Origin of the sequence: Dactylosporangium salmoneum (assembly GCF_039532525.1) — a bacterium.
Lineage (GTDB): Bacteria > Actinomycetota > Actinomycetes > Mycobacteriales > Micromonosporaceae > Dactylosporangium > Dactylosporangium salmoneum.
The window spans coordinates 61601-83192 of sequence record NZ_BAAARV010000029.1 but is presented as its reverse complement, the minus strand read 5'-3'; the positions used below and the strand labels follow the sequence as shown (position 1 = coordinate 83192).

General features: G+C 71.2%; 22 protein-coding genes and 1 pseudogene. 18 read left to right on the top strand and 5 right to left on the bottom strand.

The window, feature by feature from the left end; all coding sequences use genetic code 11:
* Positions 1-16 precede the first annotated feature (16 nt).
* A complete protein-coding gene (locus tag ABD352_RS19960) occupies positions 17-2044 on the bottom strand; it encodes a zinc ribbon domain-containing protein (RefSeq protein ID WP_344613928.1) in 2028 nt (675 codons plus the stop codon).
* Between the two features lie 56 nt (positions 2045-2100).
* On the opposite strand from ABD352_RS19960, the gene ABD352_RS19955 reads away from it, so the two are divergent.
* Positions 2101-2868 (top strand): transposase family protein, encoded by a 768-nt coding sequence (locus ABD352_RS19955; protein WP_344613927.1) that lies wholly within the window; start codon positions 2101-2103, stop codon positions 2866-2868.
* Here the strand turns inward: ABD352_RS19955 and ABD352_RS19950 are convergent.
* Together ABD352_RS19950 and ABD352_RS19945 are read right to left on the bottom strand one after the other, a co-directional pair.
* Positions 2865-3323, bottom strand: a complete 459-nt coding sequence (locus ABD352_RS19950; protein WP_344613926.1) for a hypothetical protein — start codon at positions 3321-3323, stop codon at positions 2865-2867. The two genes, ABD352_RS19955 and ABD352_RS19950, sit on opposite strands and share 4 nt — an antisense overlap.
* Positions 3320-3679 (bottom strand): DUF6069 family protein, encoded by a 360-nt coding sequence (locus ABD352_RS19945; protein ID WP_344613925.1) that lies wholly within the window; start codon positions 3677-3679, stop codon positions 3320-3322. Before ABD352_RS19945 ends, ABD352_RS19950 begins: the two co-directional genes overlap by 4 nt.
* 115 nt (positions 3680-3794) lie before the next feature.
* Here ABD352_RS19945 and ABD352_RS19940 point away from each other — a divergent pair, with 115 nt between their 5' ends.
* The 7 genes and pseudogenes from ABD352_RS19940 to ABD352_RS19910 all read left to right on the top strand — a co-directional run bounded on the left by ABD352_RS19940 (position 3795) and on the right by ABD352_RS19910 (position 10121).
* On the top strand, positions 3795-4880 hold the full coding sequence (locus ABD352_RS19940; protein ID WP_344613966.1) for a sensor histidine kinase: 1086 nt from the start codon (positions 3795-3797) through the stop codon (positions 4878-4880).
* The gene (locus tag ABD352_RS19935; protein ID WP_344613924.1) at positions 4868-5521 is read left to right on the top strand and encodes a response regulator; all 654 of its coding nucleotides are present in this window, start codon (positions 4868-4870) and stop codon (positions 5519-5521) included. Before ABD352_RS19940 ends, ABD352_RS19935 begins: the two co-directional genes overlap by 13 nt.
* Before the next feature lie 174 nt (positions 5522-5695).
* Positions 5696-6838 carry a phosphotransferase gene (locus ABD352_RS19930; protein WP_344613923.1) on the top strand — a complete coding sequence of 381 codons (1143 nt, stop codon included), beginning with the start codon at positions 5696-5698 and terminating at the stop codon, positions 6836-6838.
* 432 nt (positions 6839-7270) lie between these two features.
* A complete protein-coding gene (locus ABD352_RS19925; protein WP_344613922.1) occupies positions 7271-7951 on the top strand; it encodes a DUF998 domain-containing protein in 681 nt (226 codons plus the stop codon).
* 81 nt (positions 7952-8032) lie between these two features.
* Positions 8033-8215: pseudogene (locus ABD352_RS19920) on the top strand (XRE family transcriptional regulator); the annotation flags it as partial.
* A 487-nt stretch (positions 8216-8702) separates the two neighbouring features.
* Complete coding sequence (locus tag ABD352_RS19915) at positions 8703-9263, top strand: SMI1/KNR4 family protein (RefSeq protein ID WP_344613921.1); 561 nt, start codon at positions 8703-8705, stop codon at positions 9261-9263.
* A 549-nt stretch (positions 9264-9812) separates the two neighbouring features.
* Positions 9813-10121: a hypothetical protein gene (locus tag ABD352_RS19910; protein ID WP_344613920.1), complete on the top strand. Its 309-nt coding sequence runs from the start codon at positions 9813-9815 to the stop codon at positions 10119-10121.
* Between the two features lie 47 nt (positions 10122-10168).
* Here the strand turns inward: ABD352_RS19910 and ABD352_RS19905 are convergent, their stop codons facing one another.
* A complete protein-coding gene (locus tag ABD352_RS19905) occupies positions 10169-10762 on the bottom strand; it encodes a hypothetical protein (RefSeq protein WP_344613919.1) in 594 nt (197 codons plus the stop codon).
* A 402-nt stretch (positions 10763-11164) separates the two neighbouring features.
* Between ABD352_RS19905 and ABD352_RS19900 the strand changes: the two genes are divergently transcribed.
* Genes ABD352_RS19900 through ABD352_RS19890 form a run of 3 tightly spaced genes read left to right on the top strand, consistent with a single transcriptional unit; the run spans position 11165 to position 14897 of the window.
* Positions 11165-11815 (top strand): TnsA-like heteromeric transposase endonuclease subunit, encoded by a 651-nt coding sequence (locus ABD352_RS19900; RefSeq protein ID WP_344613918.1) that lies wholly within the window; start codon positions 11165-11167, stop codon positions 11813-11815.
* Positions 11816-11874: 59 nt separating this feature from the next.
* Positions 11875-13866, top strand: coding sequence for a Mu transposase C-terminal domain-containing protein (locus ABD352_RS19895; RefSeq protein ID WP_344613917.1), 1992 nt, complete (start codon positions 11875-11877; stop codon positions 13864-13866).
* Positions 13860-14897, top strand: a complete 1038-nt coding sequence (locus ABD352_RS19890) for a TniB family NTP-binding protein (RefSeq protein WP_344613916.1) — start codon at positions 13860-13862, stop codon at positions 14895-14897. Before ABD352_RS19895 ends, ABD352_RS19890 begins: the two co-directional genes overlap by 7 nt.
* A 257-nt stretch (positions 14898-15154) precedes the next feature.
* On the opposite strand, the gene ABD352_RS19885 is transcribed toward ABD352_RS19890, so the two are convergent.
* The gene (locus tag ABD352_RS19885) at positions 15155-15277 is read right to left on the bottom strand and encodes a hypothetical protein (RefSeq protein WP_344613915.1); all 123 of its coding nucleotides are present in this window, start codon (positions 15275-15277) and stop codon (positions 15155-15157) included.
* A gap of 105 nt (positions 15278-15382) precedes the next feature.
* Between ABD352_RS19885 and ABD352_RS19880 the strand changes: the two genes are divergently transcribed.
* The 7 genes from ABD352_RS19880 to ABD352_RS19850 all read left to right on the top strand — a co-directional run bounded on the left by ABD352_RS19880 (position 15383) and on the right by ABD352_RS19850 (position 21571).
* A complete protein-coding gene (locus tag ABD352_RS19880) occupies positions 15383-15559 on the top strand; it encodes a hypothetical protein (RefSeq protein WP_344613914.1) in 177 nt (58 codons plus the stop codon).
* Between the two features lie 483 nt (positions 15560-16042).
* Positions 16043-16624, top strand: a complete 582-nt coding sequence (locus tag ABD352_RS19875; protein ID WP_344613913.1) for a PadR family transcriptional regulator — start codon at positions 16043-16045, stop codon at positions 16622-16624.
* Positions 16621-17346 (top strand): ABC transporter ATP-binding protein, encoded by a 726-nt coding sequence (locus ABD352_RS19870; RefSeq protein WP_344613912.1) that lies wholly within the window; start codon positions 16621-16623, stop codon positions 17344-17346. Before ABD352_RS19875 ends, ABD352_RS19870 begins: the two co-directional genes overlap by 4 nt.
* The gene (locus ABD352_RS19865; RefSeq protein ID WP_344613911.1) at positions 17343-19808 is read left to right on the top strand and encodes an FtsX-like permease family protein; all 2466 of its coding nucleotides are present in this window, start codon (positions 17343-17345) and stop codon (positions 19806-19808) included. Before ABD352_RS19870 ends, ABD352_RS19865 begins: the two co-directional genes overlap by 4 nt.
* A 355-nt stretch (positions 19809-20163) precedes the next feature.
* Entirely contained in the window at positions 20164-20289 is a 126-nt protein-coding gene (locus ABD352_RS19860) for a hypothetical protein (protein WP_344613910.1), read from the top strand.
* 133 nt (positions 20290-20422) lie between these two features.
* The gene (locus tag ABD352_RS19855; RefSeq protein WP_344613909.1) at positions 20423-20638 is read left to right on the top strand and encodes a hypothetical protein; all 216 of its coding nucleotides are present in this window, start codon (positions 20423-20425) and stop codon (positions 20636-20638) included.
* A 174-nt stretch (positions 20639-20812) separates the two neighbouring features.
* The gene (locus ABD352_RS19850; RefSeq protein ID WP_344613908.1) at positions 20813-21571 is read left to right on the top strand and encodes a hypothetical protein; all 759 of its coding nucleotides are present in this window, start codon (positions 20813-20815) and stop codon (positions 21569-21571) included.
* Positions 21572-21592: the final 21 nt, after the last annotated feature.

The window sequence follows — 21592 nt, the reverse complement described above, 5'->3', positions numbered from 1 at the left end:
GAGTTGAGTCGTAATGCTACGGCTCAGACGACGCCAAAGCAGAGTCGCGAGGGGTTGCGACTCGGCCCGCTGCCCCCGACGTGGGGTGGCGTTCCTGCTGGCCGTCTGTGTGCTTCCGCGTGGTCCCATCACTGCTGGCGGCAGTGGGGGTCTCATCGGGGGTGGCGCAGACGGTCAACAGGGTCGTTTGCCTGGCAGAGGCCACCACGTGGGTGGCTGCCGTCCCTACCCCTGTCCCGGCGTGGGCCGGAACCGGAGCGGGTGCGGTTGACCGGGCCAGGGCCTCTTGCTGCCCTGTGGTCACTCGCTGCCGCAGCGTGGCAACGAGTGGGTCATCAAGTCGTGCGGTGCTCGGGTCGTCCGGGTCGGAGAGCCGGACGCACGCGGCCATCGCCGCCGCGACCAGGTCCCGATCGCCGACGAGCCCGCACCGTTCGCAGCGGTGGGTGCGCTGTGCGAGGGGCTTCTTCGCGCGGTGCCCGCACGGGCACCGCTGCGACAGCGCCGTCCGGTAGGTGCCGGCGCGCAGCAGCCGTCCGCCGGCGGCACGAGCCTCCCGGTCGAGCGCAGCAACCAGCATGCCGGGGGAGAACAAGGCGATGCCCTTGCCCCACAGCCGGGCCCAAGTGCGCATGTCGACGTGTTCGGTCACGAGGTGCGGGCCGTGTGTGGTGACGATCTGCCGGGCGACGTCACGGGCCCGGGCCCGCTTGGCCTGCGTGGCGGCGCGGGAGTCCTGCGCGTGGTCAGCGCGGACACGGCGGTAGGTGTCGCTGTACTGGTCCTTGCGGTACGAGCGCTTCGGCCGGCCTGCCGCATCACTGACCCGCCCGCCAGCCGGTGTGCCGACAGTCCGCTCGGTCAGACCCGCCCGCTGGCGGCGTTCCGCGCGGTTGGCCTGGCGACGGCTCGGCGCGTACTGCGCCGCGTTGCTGGAGCGACGGGACCGGTCCAGCGCCCGCTGCCGCCGGCGTGCCGTCAGCGCCGCCTGCTCCGCGGCAGCGCGCTGTTCGGGCGTGACCGTCACGTAGGTGGCGAGAAGGGCGCCCTCGGCGGAGTCGAGGGGCATGGACACGACCGCGAGATTCGACACGTTGCCGTCCACGCCCGCGATCCGATCCCGTGGCGCGGCAGCGCGGTCCGCGGCGACCGCTGGGCTGGTCCAGCCAGGAGCGAGGACCATCAGGTGCGCGTAGTACCGCCAGCCATCCGGGGCGCGCCGGTCCTGGACCCGAACCAGGTCGATCTTGTGCCAGACGGCCGGGTCGGCGAGGAAGTGCTTCAGCCGCGACCACTGCCCAGCCCCTTGCGGGAGCCGGACGGGCAGCACGAGATCCCCAGCTGGTAGCCCGGTGAAGACGACGGTGAGGGGACCGTCGTAGGACCACCAGCCGGCCCGCGGCTTGGTGGGGGCCGGCATGACGGCGGGCTGCGTGAGTGCTGACTCGGGCTGCCGCGGCGGGTAGGTGGTCGCGTGGGCGTCGAGCGAGCCGACGAGTCGGAACGTCTCCCACTTCTTCGCCTGGGTGTGCGAGCGGGCTCGGCCGGGGATGCGGGCGAAGTCGAACCACCGGCCGGCCCGCGGCCGGCCGAACCGTTTCCCCGTCTTGTCCGCGAACAGGTGCCGGTCGCAGGCTTCCCACACTTCGTCCGCGAGATGCATCGCGAGCGCTTTCGTGAGATGGTGCCGCATCCAATCCGCCCGCTCCACGTGCTGGTATGCGACGGTCTCCAGACTCGTGCGGGACAGCCCGAACCGGGCCCGCGCCTTCTTCGCGTCAACCGCGCGGAGACGATGCGCGGCCCAGTACGCGTCCACCCGGGACCGGGCCTGCGCTTGCAGCGCACGACGCAGCCGGAACGCCGCCTCGTACATCCCCTCGACCCGCCGGTGAGCCTGCGCGTCGAGGGCGTCGAGTTCGAGACGGATCACCGCAACCGGCGCATCCTGGTCCCGGCGCCAGTTCTTCGTCTTCGACTTGCCCCGCGTGCGGCGGACGGGGGCGAGATCGGTATCACGCACCGTCTCCACCTCCCCGGGCACGCCTGCATGATCGACTACCCGGGCACTATATCGGCAGGGTCCGACAGAAATAGGCGGTGACGATCTCGCCTGCACTGACGCACCTCATCCCGCTGACCGGTCTCACGCCCGTGATCCTGGCCGGGCTCACCGTCCGGCTCGCCACCGGCCAGTCGCGCGGCCGGCCCTGGCGGCTCCCGCTCGCCGACCGGGCCCTGATCACCGCAGCCGCGTTACGCACCAACCTGACCACCCGCGCGCTCGCCGCCGTGTTCCGGAGAAGCCAATCCATGATCGTGCGCGTGATCCGTGACCTGACCCGCCGGCTCGCCGCCCTGCTCACCCCACACCAGGATGCTCACGGCAGACGCTGCACCTGGCTGCTGGACGGCACCCTGGTCCCGGTCCACGACCACGCCCGGACTGCGGTGAGCAAGAACTACCGGCGCAGCGTCAATGTTCAGATCGTCGCGCGCCGCTGCGACCGGCGCATCATCGCGATCTCACCCGCGTGGCCCGGTAACCGCAACGACATCATCGTCGCCCGCCACCATCACACGGAACTCCTCGCGGACCCGCCCCGCCAGGTCCTCGCTGACGGCGCATACCGGTCACTGCCCGGCGTGACCACCCCAGCCCGCGACACAACCGGCCGGATCATCCGCGACCATTCGTGGCGGTTGCACCGCCGCCGCCGTGCCACCATCGAACACGTCATCGCCAGACTCAAAGACTGGCAAATCCTGCGCCAATGCCGACGACCCGGTACCGCGATCGACGACGCGATCCGCGCGGTCGCAGCGATCTACAATCACCGCCTCGACCAATTACGACTCAACTCTTAGTGAGGTCGCCCGCCGGGCGAGGTGACGGCGGCGATGACCATCGCGGTGAGCAGGCGCTGGCGGCGCCGGCTCAGCACGGCGAAGCAGGCGGTCAGCACGACCAGCTCCGGCTCGGCCCAGTCGCCGGTGACCTCGACCCGCAGCCGCGCGCCGCGCCAGCCGGACCGCACCTCGATGCGGTCGGCGCCGCGGGTCAGCGTCGCCGAGTGCCGGCCCAGGCTCCACCGCGCCTGCGGTCCGGGGCCCGGGACGCGGGCGCCGCTCGTCTGCAGGGCGACGACGGGCCGGCCGCCGGCCCGCGCCACCACCCCGAGGCAGTGGCGGTCGGCCGGCGTCAGCTCGAAGTCGCCTGCGTCGGTGTGCAGCAGGGCGCGGCGCATCGTGCCGCGGGCGCGCAGGGTGGCGGTGCCGTAGGTCCAGCGCCCGTGCTTCCGGACGATCGTGTGCCCGCTCATCGGGGCAGCCCGGCGAGCAGCACGGCGCCGACGGTCAGGTGCAGGGCGAGCAGGCCGGCGACCGCGCCCGCCGTGGCCGCGCCGAGCGGGCCGAGCAGCGACACGAGCAGTACCACCGCGGCGGTGATGACCCAGATGGTCCTTCCGCGGCGGGTCGCGCGCTCCAGGATCGCCAGCAGCCCCCAGGCCGCGAGTCCGGCGAGCGCGGCGGTCACGCCCACCGCGACGGCGCCGACGGGCCCCTGGCCCGGGACGGTGAGGTCCACGCTCGCGGCGTGGTGCACGAGCAGGAATACGGCTTCGGCGGCGGCGACGGCGGCCGCGACGACCCCGGCCCGCTGCAGTGGTGATGTCATGCCGCCGAGTGTGGGCGCGGGCCGGGGCGGCCCACATCGTCCGGCCCGCGCGGCCGCATACGACTTTGGTCGGTGGCCGGCCCGCGCGGTCACCGCCTACCCTCGACCCGTGGATATGTGCGGGCCGTCGCGGGGGGCGGTCGTCCTGACGGGGGTCGCGATCGGCGCGCTGAGCGCGGGGAGCCTCCTCGGCTCGCACAGTCCACTCGACGTCGCGGCCGCCGCGCTCGGCATCGCCGGGGCGGTCGCGGCGCTCTACCGGCCGGTCGGGGCGGGCCTCGCGCTCGGCGTGCTGGCGGCGCTCTCGCCGGCGGCGACCCCGGCGGCCACCTTCGCGACCTTCAACGCGGCTCGCAGGCGCCCGCTGCGCGGCGCGCTCGCGGTGCTGGCCGTCGGCATCGCCGGGCACGCGGTGCAGGGCTGGTGGCGGTCGTACCCCGGCCTCGGCTACGGCTGGTGGCTGCTGCTGATGGCGGCCGCCTACGCGGCGCTGCTCGGCTGGGGCGTGTGGGCGCAGGCCCGCCACGAGCTGCTGCTGTCGCTGCGCGAGCGGGCCTGGCGGGCCGAGGCCGAGCAGGGCCGGCGGGTGAGCGAGGCGCGGCTGGCCGAGCGGACCCTGATCGCGCGCGAGATGCACGACGTGCTCGCGCACCGGCTGTCGCTGGTGGCGATGTACGCGGGCGCGATGCAGTACCGCCCCGACGCGCCGCCCGAGCGCCTCGCCGAGGCCGCCGGGGTCGTCCGCGACGGCGTCCACCAGGCCCTCGACGAGCTGCGCGAGGTGATCGCCGTGCTGCGCCACGAGGAGGTCGGCGTCGTGCACTCCCTGCCCGACGTGCCCCGGCTGGTGCGGGAGGCGGTCGCGGCCGGGCAGACGGTCCACTTCAGCGACGCCGCCGGCGCGCCCGACGTGCCCCCGGTGGTCGGGCGCACCGCCTATCGGGTCGTGCAGGAGGCGCTCACCAACGCGCGCAAGCACGCCGCCGGCCAGCCGGTCACCGTCTCGCTGGGCACCGGCGACGGGCGGCTGGTCATCGACGTGCGCAACCCGGTCGCGGAGCGGGTGCCGGACCTGTCCGGCTCGGGCGTCGGGCTGGTCGGCCTGACCGAGCGGGTCGGCCTCGCCGGCGGCACCCTCGAGCACGCGGTGACCGCGACGGGCGAGTTCCGGCTGCGGGCGGAGCTGCCGTGCCGGAGCTAGTGCGCGTCCTGATCGTGGACGACGATCCATTGGTACGGTCCGCCCTCACGATGATGCTCGACGGCGCCCCGGGCATCGAGGTGGCCGCCGCGGTCGCCGACGGCGACGAGGTCCCCGCCGCCCTCGACCGCCACGCGGCCGACGTGGTGCTCATGGACCTGCGCATGCCCCGGGTCGACGGCATCGCGGCCACCCGCCGCGCCCGCGCCCGCCCGCAGCCGCCCGAGGTGGTCGTGCTGACCACGTTCGACACCGACGAGCACGTGGTGCGGGCGCTGCGCGCCGGGGCGAGCGGTTTCCTGCTCAAGGACACGCCCCCGGAGCGGCTGGTCGAGGCGATCCGTCGGGTGGCCGCGGGCGACCCGATCCTGTCCCCGGCCGTGACCCGCCGCCTGATGACCCGGGTCGCCGCCGACGCCGCCGGCTACGAGCGGGCCCGCGCCCAGCTGGCCGCCGTGAGCCCGCGCGAGCGTGACGTGGCCGTCGGCGTGGCCCAGGGCCGGACCAACGCGGAGATCGCCGCCGAGCTGGGGATGAGCGTCGCGACGGTGAAGGCCCACCTGACCCACATCATGACGAAGCTCGACCTGGACAACCGCACCCAGGTCGCCATGCTCGTGCACGACGCCGGCCTGGTCTGACACCGGCATCTTCCGGCCGCGGCGGCGGTTCTCGCAGCGCCGGTCGCTCGGCCGCGTGACGAGCCACAGCGCGCCGACGCGACGAGATGACCTACAGTCTGACCGTGAGGCGTGGTGACCGGATCGCTACGTTACGATATGCCGTTCCGTTGCCTGCTGTCACGTGAGGGCGAGTTGTCGGATACTCAGATCGACGCCGAGCTGTCCGCCGAGGCGCATACCGTGCTCGGCCGGGACGACGTCATGTTCACCCCGCTCGCGCACGGCCAGCGCATCGGCGTGACCTCCGGGGTCTTCCGGGCCCAGGCCGGCGACACGCGGGCGGTCGTCAAGATCGTCGCGCCCGCGGCCGATGTCGAGGGCAAGGTCTGGCGCGGCTCGCACGATCCGGCCAACTACCGGTTCTGGGAGCGCGAGGCGCTGTTCTACGAGGCGGGTCAGCCGCAGGCGTACACCGACGCGGGGATTGCCCTACCCGACCTGATGGGCGTGTTCCGGCGCGGGGGCGGTGAGATCAGCCTCTGGATGCGGGACGTGTCCGGCAATGGCGGTGCCGCCTGGACCGTGCAGCGCACCGAGGAGCGCGCCCGGCAGCTCGGCCGCGCGCAGGGTACCTGCCTGCTCGACGACGGCTGGCGCAAGTCGGCTGTGCCGTTCAGCCGCAACGTCCTGCGCGACTACCTCGACACTCCGGACGCGACATCGCCGGACATCGACTGGGACATGCTCGAGAACTCCGACGCCTGGGACACCCGCCTCATGCGGACCCACTTCGGCGGGCAGCTGCGCGAGGACGTGCTGCGGCTGTGCCGGGAGCGGTACGAGTTCGTGCGCTGGGGCGAGGCGCTGCCGCACACGCTGTGCCACCACGACCTGTGGCCCAACAACGTCTTCGAGCACGACGGGCGGCTGGTCCTGGTCGACTGGGCCTTCGCGGGCGAGGGGTGGGTCGGCGGCGACATCGGCAACTTCGTGTCGGACACGGCCCTGGATCTGCTGCGCCCGTCCGAGGAGCTGCCCGCGCTCGACGAGGGTGTCTTCCGGGGATACGTGCAGGGCCTGCGCGACGCCGGGTATGACGCCGACGAGAAGGCGGTCCGGCTCGGCATGTGCGTCATGGCCGCCAAGTGGACCTGGCTGATTCCGGTGATGCTGACCCGCGCCACCCGCGACAGCCACGAGGTCTACGGCAGCCAGGCGGTCGACGCGGACCGTCTCTACGCCGAGCGGGCCAACGTGTTCCGCATGCTGGTGGCGTGGGCCGCGCAAGGTCGCGCGCTGGCCGCCGAGCTCTTCCCGGCCGCGGCGCAGCCGTAGGCGTGCCCGCCGTCAACCCGTGGCCGCCGCTGCCGGCCGGAGTCGCCGTCGTGCCCGTGCAGCCGCCCGGGCGTCGGAAGCGCGTCGGCGGTGGCCTTGGCCGGGCAGGCCGGAGCGGCGATCCTGCCCGTACTGAGCAAGCTCGACCGATCAACCGACCTGGGCGAGGCGCTACTCGTGTACGCCTCTCGGCTGATCCATCTCGTTCGTGCGGACGGCGAAGGCCCGCGCGGCCGGCTTCGTAGACGGCAACCGCATCTGGTTCGCGCCGTCGCGCGGCTACGGCGTCGTCATCCGCATCCACCCTGTCCGCGGCGACCGGGCGCCGCGTGAACTGGTGCGACGAATTTGTTGGGGTCGCTCGTCGAAAGCGGCCCGGGCTCTTCGACGCGTTGGCGAAAGCACCTCCAACGCCTCGAAGGGACCACCCCGATGACCCGCTTCTCGCTCACCGCCGGCGCCGCCGCCGCGCCGCTGTTCGCCGTTGTGGCGCTGGCCCAGGCCCCGACCCGTGCGGGCTTCGACCTGACCCGGCACCCGGTCAGCATGCTGTCCAACGGCGACCTCGGCTGGGTCCAGATCAGCAGCTTCGTCCTCGCCGGCCTGCTCTCGATCGCCGCCGCGCCCGGCACCCGCCGCGCGCTGGCCGGCGGCAAGGGCGCCGTCTGGTCGCCCCGCCTGCTCGCCGCGATCGGCGCGGGCATGCTCATCGCCGCGGCGTTCCGGCTCGACCCGGGTGACGGCTTTCCCGTCGGTACCCCTACGGGCGCCCCGACGACGATGAGCTGGCACGCGATCGTGCACAACGTGGGCGGCAGCCTCTCCTTCTTCTCGATGATCGCCCTCACCTTCGTCCTCGCCCGCCGGTTCCGGGCCGACGGCCGGCGCGGCTGGGCGCTGCTCGGACGTGCTTGCGGCATCGCGTTCGCGGTCCTGCTGCTGTGGTCGTTCTCCGGCGGCCAGGACGGCGCCCTGACGCTCTTCGTGGGCGTGCTGCTCGCCTGGGGCTGGATCGGCGCCTCCTCAGGGATCCTGCTGCGGCAGAGCTCCGGGTACCGTCGGGGTTTCGCCCAGATGGCCGCAACGCCGCGGGCGACGACGCTCCCGGCATGACCCCCTCCGGGGCACTCGGCTCGGCTCACCGGGCGACGACACCCTCGTCGCCCGGCGTCCGGCCGGGCGTATCGGCCGCCGGTGATGGCCGTCACCTCACTGCCCAACGTCTCACTCGGCATCATCCCGCTCATGGTCGAGCGCGGCGCCGTAGCATCAGCCGGCTTCTGGATCTTCGACGACGTACCCGTCGCGCTCGAGACACCGACCGCCGGCCTCGAGGTGTCCCGCCCCAGCGAGATCGGCCTCTACGAACGCATCTTTGCGAAAGTCACCGCGAAGGGCTCCGGTCGCGTCTCCTTGGCCGGACTGACCTGCTACCGACCTGGACAGCGCAGCCGGCTCATCTACCGTGCCATGGCTCACAAGGGACACAAGGGTGAGAAGAATGGCTTCCGGGAAGCTTTCCTCACGGCACGGTAGGCAGCTCGGGATCCGGTCCACGCGCGCACAACAAACTGACTCCCGGCGCGCCGACAATGCGCGGCCGGATGGGAGTGGCTTCTGTAGGTGAGCCGGGGGCAAGGTCTACAACGGTTTGCCCAGGTCCGGTGTCGAACGTGCGCGGTGTCCGAGTTCTCGGCGGTGAGCCGGCCAGTCTCTGGCCGATGGTCTATCGGGAAAAGACACGTTGCCCCGAATTCGGCACAGCGGTGTGACAACATGCCGGACCGAAATCAGCGAGACTCCGTCAGCGTCCTGAGACGCAACCATGCCGATTGACGGTGAACGCGTCGGAGAGGACGGACCGGTGACCGTCGTGTCGACCCTCTGGACCCGCATCGTCAGTCTCGTCGAAGACGGCGACCCAGGCCTCTTCGACGCGATCAACCCACCGGCCAGCGCCACGTCGATCGCCCGGGTCGCGTCCGCCGTGGGCCGGGAGCTCCCAGCGGACCTGGTGGAGTTCTGGTCGCTGGCCGACGGCGTCGATCACAATGCTGCGCGGCGGACGTCGTCCGGCACCCGCCGGCCGCGACAGCTGCCATTGTCGACAGTTGAGGCGCTCGAGAAGCGGGAGATGCTGCTCAAGGTCGCCGGCCTGGTCTCGGACATGTCCGATGCGGACCTGGCAAATTGTCTGGCCGTTCAGGACGCCGGACCCGCAGGCATCCGGGAACTGCGGTACTGGCTGCCGTCCTGGATTCCGCTGGCCTCCAATGACGGCGGAGACTATCTCGTCATCGACCTTCGACGCGGCGCACAGTTCGGCTGCATCATGGCCTTCTCGACCGACGAAGGCTCGTCCGCCCAGCCGCTGTGGCCGAATTTGACCGCGATGCTCGCATCCGCGGCCGAGTTTTTCGAGTGACGTCCCCGTGGGAGATCGATGCAACACCTTGACGGTGCCCCGACGGCCGGGCCGGCCAGCGCTCGCCGGACCTCCGCGCGCCGGTGGAGCCTGACCTTGGTCGCCGCCGCCTTGACAGGCATTGTATTGCTCGGCGGGAATTGGCTCTTCGGGGCGGGTTCCGGCACTCACGCGGCGGATCAGAGGCAACCGGGTTCTGGCGTGGCCTGTGCATTTGTCGATGACGGCCGAAGGGATGCCGAGCGGCGGCAGGACTGCTTGCGCGAGGCGTCCGACCAAAAGTCGACGAGCCGCGCCCGACCCGTCGATGGGGCCGCAGGACGATGAGGTGAAGGAGATCCGCTCGATCGTCGTCGACGCGCTGAGCTGCCCGGTCGGTGAGCGGCCCAATTGCGTCACACCGGCGGCGTCTGGCTTCGTTGGTGAGTCTGGGAGCCTTTTGTCGGTCAGCTCGGGTCCCACAGTCTGACGGCTCAATCGTGTGTTCGTCAGTTCGGGACCCACCACGATGCCGGTCCTCGTCGCGGACAGCGGCGGTAGTCTGCAGCGGTGGCCTCTTTAGGACCGGACATCGCCGCGATGTGGCAGGCTCATCGTGATCGCTGGTTCCCTCCCTTGCTGCGAGGTGCCGAAGTCGGCGACATCGATGTGATGCTTCTCGATGCCGACACCGCCGGCTGTGTCAGTACGTGGCTGGGCAAAGGTGGTCGCCTTTCCCCTGAAACGTCGCGGATCCTCGCCACCTGCGTGGAGGATCTCGACACGGTGCTTGGAGTATTCACCGACGGCGAGGAGCGGTACTACCTCCAGCAGTTGCGCATCATGGCTGCTGCCGTGCTCGCCAAGACGGAGACGTGAGAACGCAGCCTGTCGCACGATCGGGCCTGTCGCGGGCGGGTAGCGCGCTATTGATGCAGTCGGCTCTCGGCTCCCCACAGGTAGAAGGCCGGCAGCCCGCGCTGGAGTCCTGAGCGGTAGATCCCGACACCGTCCACCGTCGTAGCTGTGCTGAGGTGCTTGGTTTGGACGGCATGCGCTTTGCGCAGCAGCTCGTTGGTGGTGATGAACGAGCCGTTGTCAGCGGCGACCCGCAGGCCCGGCTTGGTCCCGCCGGCCGGCCCGAATGGGAACAAGTACAGGGCCGTCACCAGCAGTCGTGAGCCGCCCTGGACGGGCGTCACCGCGCTGGCCGACCAGTGCTGGTCTGGGTCCTGCACAGCGGTAAACGGAAGATCCGGGCGGTGTAGTGCACGTTCGTCGTCCGACAACGGATCCGATCGCAGGTAGATGCCCTTGTCCACAACCGTGGGAACGGTCGTCACGTAATAGCTGATGCGTTGACGTTTGGTCGCCTCGAGATCCGCGAGGGCCCAGCCGTCGAGATGCGGCCACCAGCAGTCGTACATCACGGCGTCGGCATCACGGACAAGCACCCGAAGCGGACGCTCGTCGTGCGGAAACCGGAACACGGCGCCGGGCTCGAGCTGGGATTCGTCCACGAGGCGCAGCGTAGTGCCTTGCTCAGGCTCCGGCAGCGACAATCGCAGGTGAAGGATCGCGCATCCACAGGTACCCGGAGCCGGAGCAGTCGATGATGTGACAGGCGCCTTGTCTCTGGGTTGACCTGCGGTTTGTCGGCGAGTTCGGGGACCACCTCGTTCGGGTGGATTTCGATGTTCGCGAGTTCCGTGTCCGTTGCCAGCGAAGTTGAACTCTTTGCCACTACATCTGGTTCGGATGAGGTTTCTGTCACTACAGTTGGTCCGCCCTGATGATCGAGTCTGGAGTGGACGGTGGCGTTGGCCCGGCCTGTGGCGGCGGAACCTGGCCGCCAGGAGTTGGTGGTGGAGTTCGCCGGGGATGCTGGCCGACGGCGTGAGCCGTTACGGGGCTGCCAGGCGATGGCATTCGAGGATGTCGAGCCGGTACGGCGTTTCCGCTGGTCGAAAGGGCGACGGGAGTTCGCTGGGTGGTGGTGGTCGGCTACAACTGGCCGGCATGTGGGGTACGAGTCCTGGCTTGAGCGCGACAATGTGATGCTGCTGGACTTCGACCGGCGGGTGGTAGGGATGGCGTCGCAGCCGTTCTGGCTGCACTGGTCAGACGGGACGCGGGCGCGCCGGCATGCGCCGGACTATTTCGTGCGGCAGGTGGACGGGACCGGCGTGGTGATCGACGTGCGGCCGGATGAGCGGATCGAGGAGGCCGACGAGCAGGCGTTTGCTGCGACTGCCAGGGCGTGCGCGCAGGTGGAGTGGGAGTTTCGGCGGCTCGGGGTTCCACCGGTGGTGTTGGCGAGCAACGTGCGCTGGTTGTCGCGTTATCGGCATCCGCGGTGCGGTCAGGACGTCGATGTGGCGCAGCGGCTGGGTCAGGTGTGTCAGCGTCCGCGGCCACTGTTCGAGGCGGCTGCGCAGGTGGGTGACCGGCTGGCGGTGTTGCCGGTGTTGTTCCACCTGTTGTGGCGGCAGATGCTGCAGGTCGAGTTGGCCGGCGAGTTGTTGCACGCGGGCAGCCTGGTCAGTGTTGGCCCTGCCGGGGCTTGGCGGTGAGTGGGCGGGGGCGGCTGGGCCCTGGTGATCGGGTCCGGGTCGACGGCACGCTGTTGACGGTGGTCGGGGTCGCGGGGCCGGCGGTCCGGCTGGCTGATGTCGATGGCACGGTGAGCACGGTGCCGCTGGCGGTGCTGCAGGCATCGCCGGGTTTCACGGTGATCGGTGCGGGAGCACCGTTGGCGGTGCCGGCGACCGGAACGTTGGAGGGTGTCCCGGCCGCTGCGGTCGAGCAGGCGCGCTGGTGGGAGCAGCACATCCTGGAGGTGCTGCACGGCCGTCGTTGTGACGACGAGGGCGGGCAGTCGCGGCCGGAGTATGACCCGGCAGAGCGGTCGCTGGCCGGTCGGGAGCGGTCGAAGGTTGCCGAGCTGAACGCGGCCGGTGTCGCGGTGACGCTCAGCACGGTCCGTCGGCATCGGCTGCGCTATCAGGAACAGGGGTTGTTCGGTCTGGTCGACCAGCGGGTGGCGCGCCGCACGCCGAGGTTCGGCAGGGTGGACGAGGCGGTGGTCGAAGCGATGCGCGCGGCGATCGCCGAGACCACGGACGCGTCTTCGCGCACGGCCGGGTTCGTGTTGTGGCGCACCGAGCAGTTGCTGGCGGCCCGGGGTGATGCGGTGCCCGTGCCGTCGCAGCGCACGCTCTACCGGCTGTTCGACAAGCTCGCGGCGGGCAAACACGTGACTGGATCGGCAACGACCCGCCGATCGTTGGCCAACCGGCCGGACGGACCGTTCGGGCAAGTGACGGCGTCCGCGCCGGGTGAGCTGATGCAGATCGACTCGACGCCGCTGGACGTGCTGGTCCTGCTGGATGACGGGGTGGTCGGCCGGCTGGAGCTGACCGGGATGATCGACGTCGCGACCCGCACTGTCACCGCCGCGGTGCTACGGCCGACGACCAAGGCGGTCGACGCGTCGGTGTTGTTGGCCCGCACAGTGACCCCGGAACCGATGCGCCCGGGCTGGGTGGACGCGCTGCGGATGTCGCGCTCGGTGTTGCCGCACCAGCGGCTGTTGAGCATCGATGAGCGCCTTGAGCACGCGGCGGCCCGGCCCGTGATCGTCCCCGAGACGATCGTGTGTGACCACGGCAAGGTATTCGTGTCGCACAACTTCCGGGCGTCCTGCCGGTTCCTGGGGATCAACTTCCAACCAGGACATGAGGCAACCCCCACCGACAAACCGCACATCGAGCGGATGCTGGGATCGGTCGCCACCGGGTTCGCGCAGTTCGTCGCCGGCTACACGGGCGCGAACACCGAACGCCGGGGCCGCAAGGTGCAGGATGGTCCGTTGTGGTCGATGCTTGAGCTGCAGGAGTTACTCGATGAGTGGATCGTCGCGAAGTGGCAGAACCGCCCGCATGACGGGCTGCGGGATCCGGCCAGCCCAGGCCGGGCGTTCACCCCGAACGAGAAGTACGCCGCGCTGATCGAGGCGGCCGGCTACGTGCCGGTCGCGTTGTCCGGCACCGACTACATCGAACTGCTACCGGCCCGCTGGCAGGCGATCAACGCCTACGGCATCCGGATCAACCACCGCACCTACGACGCCGAAGCCCTCAACCCGCTGCGCGGGCAACCGTCCGGGGTGACCGCGAAGAAAGAACGATGGCAGATCCACTACGACCCATACGACGTGTCCCGGGTCTGGGTCCGGGATCCGGCCGGCGGCTGGATTCGTGCGCTCTGGAAACACCTGGACCGGGTGCCGACCCCGTTCGGGGAACTGGCCTGGGATCACGTCCGCAAGGGCCTCCCGGAGGCCACCGAGGCCGAAATCGCCGACGCGGTCAAAGCCTTGTTGCAGCGCGCGCACCAGGGACCGGCGGCACATGCGGCTACCGCCAAGAAGACCGCCCGGCGCGACAAACGGGTCGCCGCCCGCACCCGGGCCGCCGCCGCGGCGATGCCGGCCGCGTCCGTTCCCGCCGACGAACCCGGCGAGGACCAGCAGACCGCGACAGCACGGCAGGAGACACGCCTGGCGAAGGTGATCCCGCTGCCGCTGTTCGACCCGTTCGCCGAGGCCGATAAGCCGTGGTGACCCCAGCGGCGGCCACCGCCGAGCACGGTCCTCACGCTCGGGGCGGGCCACATCACCTGACCACTCTGCAGGGCTGGCGGCAGTTCACTACCGCACCGGTCGCCCTGCCTCCGGCGATCAGCCAACAGCGGTGGTCGGCCCTGTCCGAGGCGGACCAGGCCCGCCACGACGAGGACCGCCTCGACTACCACACCCGCATGGCCGTGGTTGCCATATCCGCCCTGCAACAGGTGATCCACGCCGGCCGCCGGCTGACCCTGCTCAACCGGCACGCGATCAGCGCCCGCCGCGGCCTGATCCTGTCCGGCCCGGCCGGCACCGGCAAGACCACCGCGATCACCCAGTTCGGCAAGGCCCACGAAGCGATCGACCGCCGCCGCCACCCCGGACTGCACGACCGGATCCCGGTCATCTACGTCACCGTTCCACCGGCCGCCACTCCGCGGATGGTCGCCGTCGAGTTCGCCCGGTTCCTCGGCCTGCCCTTGACCACCCGGGCGAACATCACCGACGTCATCGAGGCCGTCTGCGGTGTTGCCCTGGACACCCACGTCAGCGTGGTATGCATCGACGAAATACATAACCTGCAACTGGCCACCCGCAACGGCGCCGAAGTCTCCGACACCCTCAAATACTTCTCCGAACGGATCTCAGCCACCTTCATCTACGCGGGCATCGACGTCGAACGGCAAGGACTGTTTACCGGGACCCGCGGCCGGCAGATCGCCGGCCGGTTCTCGCTGATCCGCACCACCGCGTTCCCCTACGCCGACGAGTGGCAAGGGCTCGTCGCGTCGCTGGAAGCCGCGCTACGGCTACGCCGGCACCGCCCCGGCAGTCTGCCCGAGTTGGACCGCTACCTGCACGACCGCACCGCCGGAATGATCGGCAGCCTCTCGCACCTGATCCGCGGCGCCGCCGTTGACGCCATCCTCACCGGCACCGAAGCGATCACCAAGACCGTCCTCGACCTTGTCGAACTCGACCACGCCGCCGACAGCCAACACACCACCAAACGCCGCCGCCGATGACCGGAACCGACCTACCACGGCCGCTGCCGATCCGGCCACGACCGCGCACCGCCGAAACGACGGCCTCCTACCTGCGCAGGCTCGCCCACGCCAACCACCTCCGCCCCAAGGTCCTGGACCGCTACCTGCGCGGCGGACAACCCGACGGCCCGATCCGGCTCGACTGGTTCGCGGCCCTCGCTGGCCGACACCCCACCGACCTGGCCAAAGCCCTCGCCGAGCACCGCAGCGAACATCTCCCCGGACCCATGCCAGATTCATCGGGCGAATCGCTCCGGCAGCGACAGGCCCGCATAGCGCTGTTCACCGCGATCCGCCGTGACGCCACCAACAACCCCGCGCTCTCGCTGCGGTTTCTGGCCGAACGTCACGGCGTTCACCGTCGCACCGTCCGAACAGCGCTCCGGACGCCGACCCCACCGCCCCGCAAACCGACAGCCCGGCGAGGATCACGACTTGACCGGCACCAGGCAATCATCGACACCATGCTCACCGAGCCGCCGCCGGGACACCAGCGAACCACGATCCAGCAGGTCCACGACCACCTCACCAATACCCTGCAGCTCAACGTCTCCATCTCCGCCGTGAGCGCCTACGTCCGCAGCCGGCGCAAGCACCTGGACCAGATCGGGAAACCCGGTCGTCACCCGTCGGCCCGCTGAACCAGGATGACCAGTTCCGCCGGACCTTGACGTGCTTCGCCCAGCGCGACCTCCACGTGACGGCGACATACCAGCCTGCCGACCGGTCTGGCCGTTCCAGTTCGCCGAGTCGGCGCCGTACCTGTTGCTCGCTGGCCTGCTGACGGCGTCCTGTTTCCGGCGGCTACGCCACGTGGCCGGCTGAGCGCGACCGGGCGGGCGATCGCCGGGCTCCACCCGGCCATCGGGGCGTAGCTCGGTCCAGCGTTTCTCTCACCCTGCGCCCGGCCCGGCCGCCGGGTGGCCGCGGTCCGCGGACGCTCGCCGTGCGCGGTCGCCAATCCTGGCGCTTTCGCCCTCGTCGCCAGCCGGGAGCGGCATGGCGAGCGGGGCAAGGCGCGGCAGGCCGAGCACGACGGCGGCATCTCTATAGTCGCCAGCGCCGTAGACACGCGCTATCATACTTAGTATGATACGGGTCATGATTTCGAGTGTGGTGATCTCGTGAGCATTCGGCACGCGCTGCTGGCGCTGCTCAGCGAGGGCCCGAAGTACGGTCTGCAGCTGCGCGAGGAATTCGAGGCGCGGACCGGCGAGGTGTGGCCGCTCAACGTCGGGCAGGTCTACACGACGCTGCAGCGGCTCGAGCGGGATGGGCTCGTCGAGTCCGACGACGACGCCGAGCCGGGCCCGCAGAAGGGCTTCCGGATCACGGCGGACGGTGCGGAAGAGCTCGCCGGCTGGCTGCGGACCCCGCCCGACCTGAGCTCGCCACCCCGGGACGAGCTGGTCATCAAGGTCCTGATCGCAGTACGCCTGCCCGGAGCCGACGTGCACGAGGTCATCCAGAGCCATCGGCGGTACCTCATCGAGCTCATGCAGCAATGGACCCGCCTCAAGGAGGAGGAGGCCCACCTGGACCTCGGCCTCGCCCTGGTGGTCGACGCCGAGCTGTTCCGGCTCGACTCGGTCGTGCAGTGGCTCGACAGCGCCGACGGCCGGCTGAAGCGGGCCGCGCTCGATCCGCCGGCCCCAGCGCCGGCCGTCGCACCGCTGCTGCGGCGCCGCGCGGGGGTGCGCCGATGACCGGGGTGCTGGAACTGCGCGGGGTCTCCAAGACCTATCTCGACGGCGCCGACGAGGTGCACGCCCTGCGGGAGGTCCACCTCACCGTCGAGCCGGGCAGCATGGTCGCCGTCATGGGCCCCAGCGGCTCGGGCAAGAGCACGCTGCTCACCATCGCCGGTGCGCTGGAGACGCCGACCGCCGGCGAGGTGATCGTCGCGGGGCAGCCGCTCTCGGCAATGTCCCGCGACGACCGGGCCCGGCTGCGGCGGCGGGCCATCGGCTACGTCTTCCAGGACTTCAACCTGCTGCCCGGCCTCACCGCCGCCGAGAACGTGGCCCTGCCGCTCGAGCTCGACGGCACCGGTGCCCGCCAGGCCCGTGCGGCCGGGCTGCGCGCCCTCGCCGAGCTCGGCCTGGCCGAGCGCGCCACCCGGTTCCCCGACCAGCTCTCCGGCGGCGAGCGGCAGCGGGTCGCGATCGCCCGCGCCGTCGTCGGGGACCGCCAGCTCCTGCTGGCCGACGAGCCGACCGGCGCCCTCGACTCGGCCAACGGCGAGGCCGTCATGCGGCTGATCCTGGCCGCTTGCAAGCGTGGCCTGGCCGCGGTCGTGGTGACCCACGACGCGCAGCTGGCGTCCTGGGCCGACCGGGTCGTGTTCATCCGCGACGGCCACATCGTCGACCGCACCGGCCCCCGACCGGGCCCCGACTCGCTGCTGGCCGAGGAGGCCACCCGATGACACTGGCCGTGCAGGACAAGCCGGTCGAGCTCGGCGCGGGCCACGGCGGCATGCCGGCCCGGCGCGCGGTGGTCCGCTGGGCCTGGCGGCTGTTCCGGCGCGAGTGGCGCCAGCAGAGCATCGTGCTCGGCCTGCTCCTGGTGGCCGTGGCGGCCACCGTCGTCGGGCTCGGCGCGGTGGCCAGTGCCCCGTCCCAGGCGGCCGTCTTCGGCACCGCCGACCACCTGGTGACCCTCGGCAGCACCGGCACCCAGCTGGACACCGACCTCGCCACGCTGCGCAGCTCCTTCGGCGCCATCGACGTGATCGAGCACACGAAGCAGCGGATCGCGGTGCCCGGCTCCGCCAACGGCGTCGACCTGCGCACCCAGAACCCCGGCGGCCCCTACGGCAGCCCGATGCTCCGGCTCAACCAGGGCCGCTACCCGCACGGCCCGGGCGAGCTCGCTGTCACCGATCGCACCGCCACGCTCTTCGGCCTGCACGTCGGCGGCACCTGGACCCAGGCCGGCACCACCTGGACCATCGTCGGCCTGGTCGAGAACCCGCTCAACCTGGCCGACCTGTTCGCCCTCGCCGCACCCGGCCAGATCGAGGCCGACCACGTCGACGTGCTCCTCCGAGCCCCCGACCGCGTCTTCCGCAACCAGCCCCGCCCGGACGGCGCCAACGTTCAGGTCCGCTCGCCCGAGACCGACGCGGCGGCCGGCGTCGGGGTGCTCGCCCTGGCGACCATCGGGCTGGTCTTCGTCGGCCTGCTGGCGGTCGCCGGCTTCACCGTCATGGCCCAGCGGCGGCTCCGCGCGCTCGGCATGCTCGGCGCCATCGGCGCCAGCCACCGCCACATCCGGCTCGTCCTGCTCGCCAACGGGGCAGTCATCGGCGGCGTCGGAGCTCTGGCCGGAGCCGCGGTCGGCGTCGCCGCCTGGGTCCTGCTCGGCCCTCAGCTGGAGCCTCTGCTCGGCCACCGCGTCGACCGGTTCGGGCTACCCTGGACGCCGGTGCTGATCGCCATGGGGCTGGCCACCCTGACCGCGCTCCTCGCCGCCTGGTGGCCGGCCCGCGCCGCCGCCAGGATGCCGGTCGTCGCCGCACTGTCCGCGCGGCCGGCACCGCCGCGCCCGGCCCACCGCTTCGCCCTCGTCGGGGCCGGGCTGCTCGTCCTCGGCCTCGGCGCGCTGGTCCTGGCGAGGCAAAGCCGGCCGCCCTACATCGTCGCCGGGGTGCTCGCCACCGCGATCGCGCTGCTCCTGCTCGCTCCCGTCGGGGTCGCGATCATCGGGCGGATCGCCCGCCACGCACCCCTCCCGGCGCGGCTGGCGATGCGGGACCTGTCGCGGTACCGCGCCCGCTCCAGCGCCGCCCTCGCGGCGATCGGGCTGGCGATCGGCATCTCGGCGGTCGTCGCCCTGTCCGGCGGCGTCACCGTCGCGAAGGCGGCCGTTCCCGGCAGCGGCAACCTGCCCACCGACCAGATCCTGGTCTGGCTGTCGCCGGACGGCCTGAACGGGACGATCCCAGAGCTCACCGCAGCGCAGGCCGACACCATGCGCAAGCAGGTCGACGCCATCGCCGCCGACCTCCAGGCCACCTCCGTGCTCCCGCTTACTGGCGGCATCTCACCGGACGCCCCGATGGAGCATGGCGGCAAACCGGCGGTCATCCTGGCCCGGCCACACCCGACCGGCAACGGCGGCGCCTCCTACAGCAGCAGCGACGCCATCCCGCTGTTCATCGCCACGCCGGAGCTGCTGACCTACTACGGCATCGACCCGGCCGGCATCGCCGCCGGCACCGAGGTGATCACCGGGCGCCCGGACGTCAACGGCTACGACGTCATCCCGATCCGCGAGCGCGACTTCCACCCGAAGGCCCAGCACGTCCCGCTGCCCACCACCTACACCTCACTGCCGAACACGCTGCTCACCGACCACGCCGTGACCACCCTCGGGCTCACACCGGGCCCGGTCGGCTGGCTCGTCAAGGCACCGCGGCCGCTGACCACCGCGCAGCTCGACAAGGCCCAGCAGCAGGCCGTCGCGGCCGGGCTCAACATCGAGAGCCGCCCGACCGGCGCGGACCAGACCCGGCTGGCCGCCTGGTTCACCGCCGCGGGCATCGCGGTCGGCCTCGGCGTGCTCGCCATGACCGTCGGGCTGATCCGCAGCGAGACCGCCCGCGACCTGCGCACGCTCACTGCGGCCGGCGCGCCCCGCCGCACCCGCCGGGCCCTCACCGCCGCCACTGCCGGGGCGCTCGCGCTGACAGGGGCGGTCATCGGCACGGCCGGCGCCTACCTGGCGATGCTGGCCTGGTACGCCCGCGAGCTACACTGGCTGGCCGACCCGCCGCTGGCCAACCTGGCCGCGATCCTGGCCGGGCTGCCGGTCATCGCCTACGCCGGCGGCTGGCTGCTGGCCGGACGGGAGGCACGGACGATCGCCCGCCAGGCCCTGGACTGACTGTTGCTCGGCCCGCCGTGTCGCCCGGGTCGGCGGCATAACCGAGTTCGCGCACATCGCGATCCGGACGGCGGCGGGCCGGCTCGTCGCACGATCACGAGCCCTCTTCGACGCGCCCGGCCGGCTTCGTCTGACATGAGCGTCTCTTCACAAGCGGGCCCGCGCCGCATCGGTGAGCCAGGCAAGCCCCGGTCATCTGGAGCCCTGTTCGGGCCGGCGCCCTGGCGACCGCCGGTCGGCGACCGCACCGGCGATTCGGTCGAGCTCGTCGGCACTGCAGAGGCCGCTCGCGTCCTCGGCTATCCCGGGCCGCCGATCGCAAAGCGAACACCGGCTCAGCACCTGCCGCGACCAAATGACCGACCCGGCGCCGCACCCCGACATCCCCACCCAAGCCGAGCGCCAGGCGCTCAACGCCGCCCTGCACACCGCTGGTGCCGAAACCGGTTTCTGGGACAACCACGGCCGCCCCGCACCCTGACCCGACGACATCGAGGACCGGACACCCGACATCCACCAATCCCGGACCCCCGCCCCAGGGCAAACGCCTTTCTGAGCATCCCCGCCAAGTCCGCAGCCAGTCCCATTCCATGAGCCCAGGCCAGGGGAATTACGTGAGCGTCCACACCCAGGAATGGACCGGAACCGAGGACCACTGGCTCGGCGGCACCGCCACCATGTGGTGGAGCCACGCCGACGCGGCCACCTACCGTCACTGGATCACCCAGGCCGGCCTGACCATCGACTCCGAACAGTTCGTGCCCGAAGAAGACAGCGGCCACCAACTCTTCTGGGCCCACCGACCCGAAGATTCGGGCCAACTTCACTGACAAAAGGCCCGAACAAACGACGACTTGACCTCGAAGCCGTCACGACGCCATTGACATCGAATCTGATCCGACCTGCTCACAGAGGCCGAAGAGGACCAACTTCAGTGGCAGCGGACATTCCGGTCCCACTTGCGCTGGTGGGGAGCATCGGCTGGTCTGGACGGGAGCCTGCCGATGGCGCCGATGTCGAAGGTTGACCTGTTCGCGGCGATCCGAAGGGACTCGCGGGCCGGCATGTCCGTGCGGGCGTTGGCTCGTCAGTATCGGGTCAGCCGCCGCACGGTGCGTTCGGCGCTGCTGTCGGCGTGGCCCGAGCCGCGTAAGCCGTTGCCGCCGCGTCCGTCGAAACTGGCCGGGTTCAAGCCGATCATCGACGGCATCCTGCGCGCGGATCTGGACGCGCCTCGCAAGCAGCGGCACACCGTGAAACGGATCTACGACCGGCTGATCGACGAGCACGGCATGCTCGACGTGTCCTACGCGGTGGTCCGCGCCTACGTCGCGGACCGCAAACCGAAGATCCGGGCCGAGGCCGGGCGAGGCCCGGTCAACGTGTTCTTCCCGCAGACCCACCGGCCGGGCGACGAGGCAGAGGTTGATTTCGGGGAGGTCGCCGTCAAGCTGCGCGGCGAGCTGGTGACCTGCATGCTGTTCGCGTTCCGGCTCTCGTTCTCCGGCAAGGCCGTGCATCGGATCTTCATCTCAGGTGGGCAGGAGGCGTTCCTGGAGGGCCACGTCCACGCATTCGCCGCGCTCGGCGGTGTCCCTACCGACAAGATCCGCTACGACAACCTGCGGGCAGCGGGTCGAGACCGCCCGCTGGACCGCGTTCCGGTCGCATTTAACCCGTGTTGCCGTGAGTTCCCGCGGCCGGGTGTCCACCTTGGCCAGCGTGGTGACCGGGCTGACCTCGACGCAGGGCTGGACTCCTGATCTTCGATGAATCTATGATCC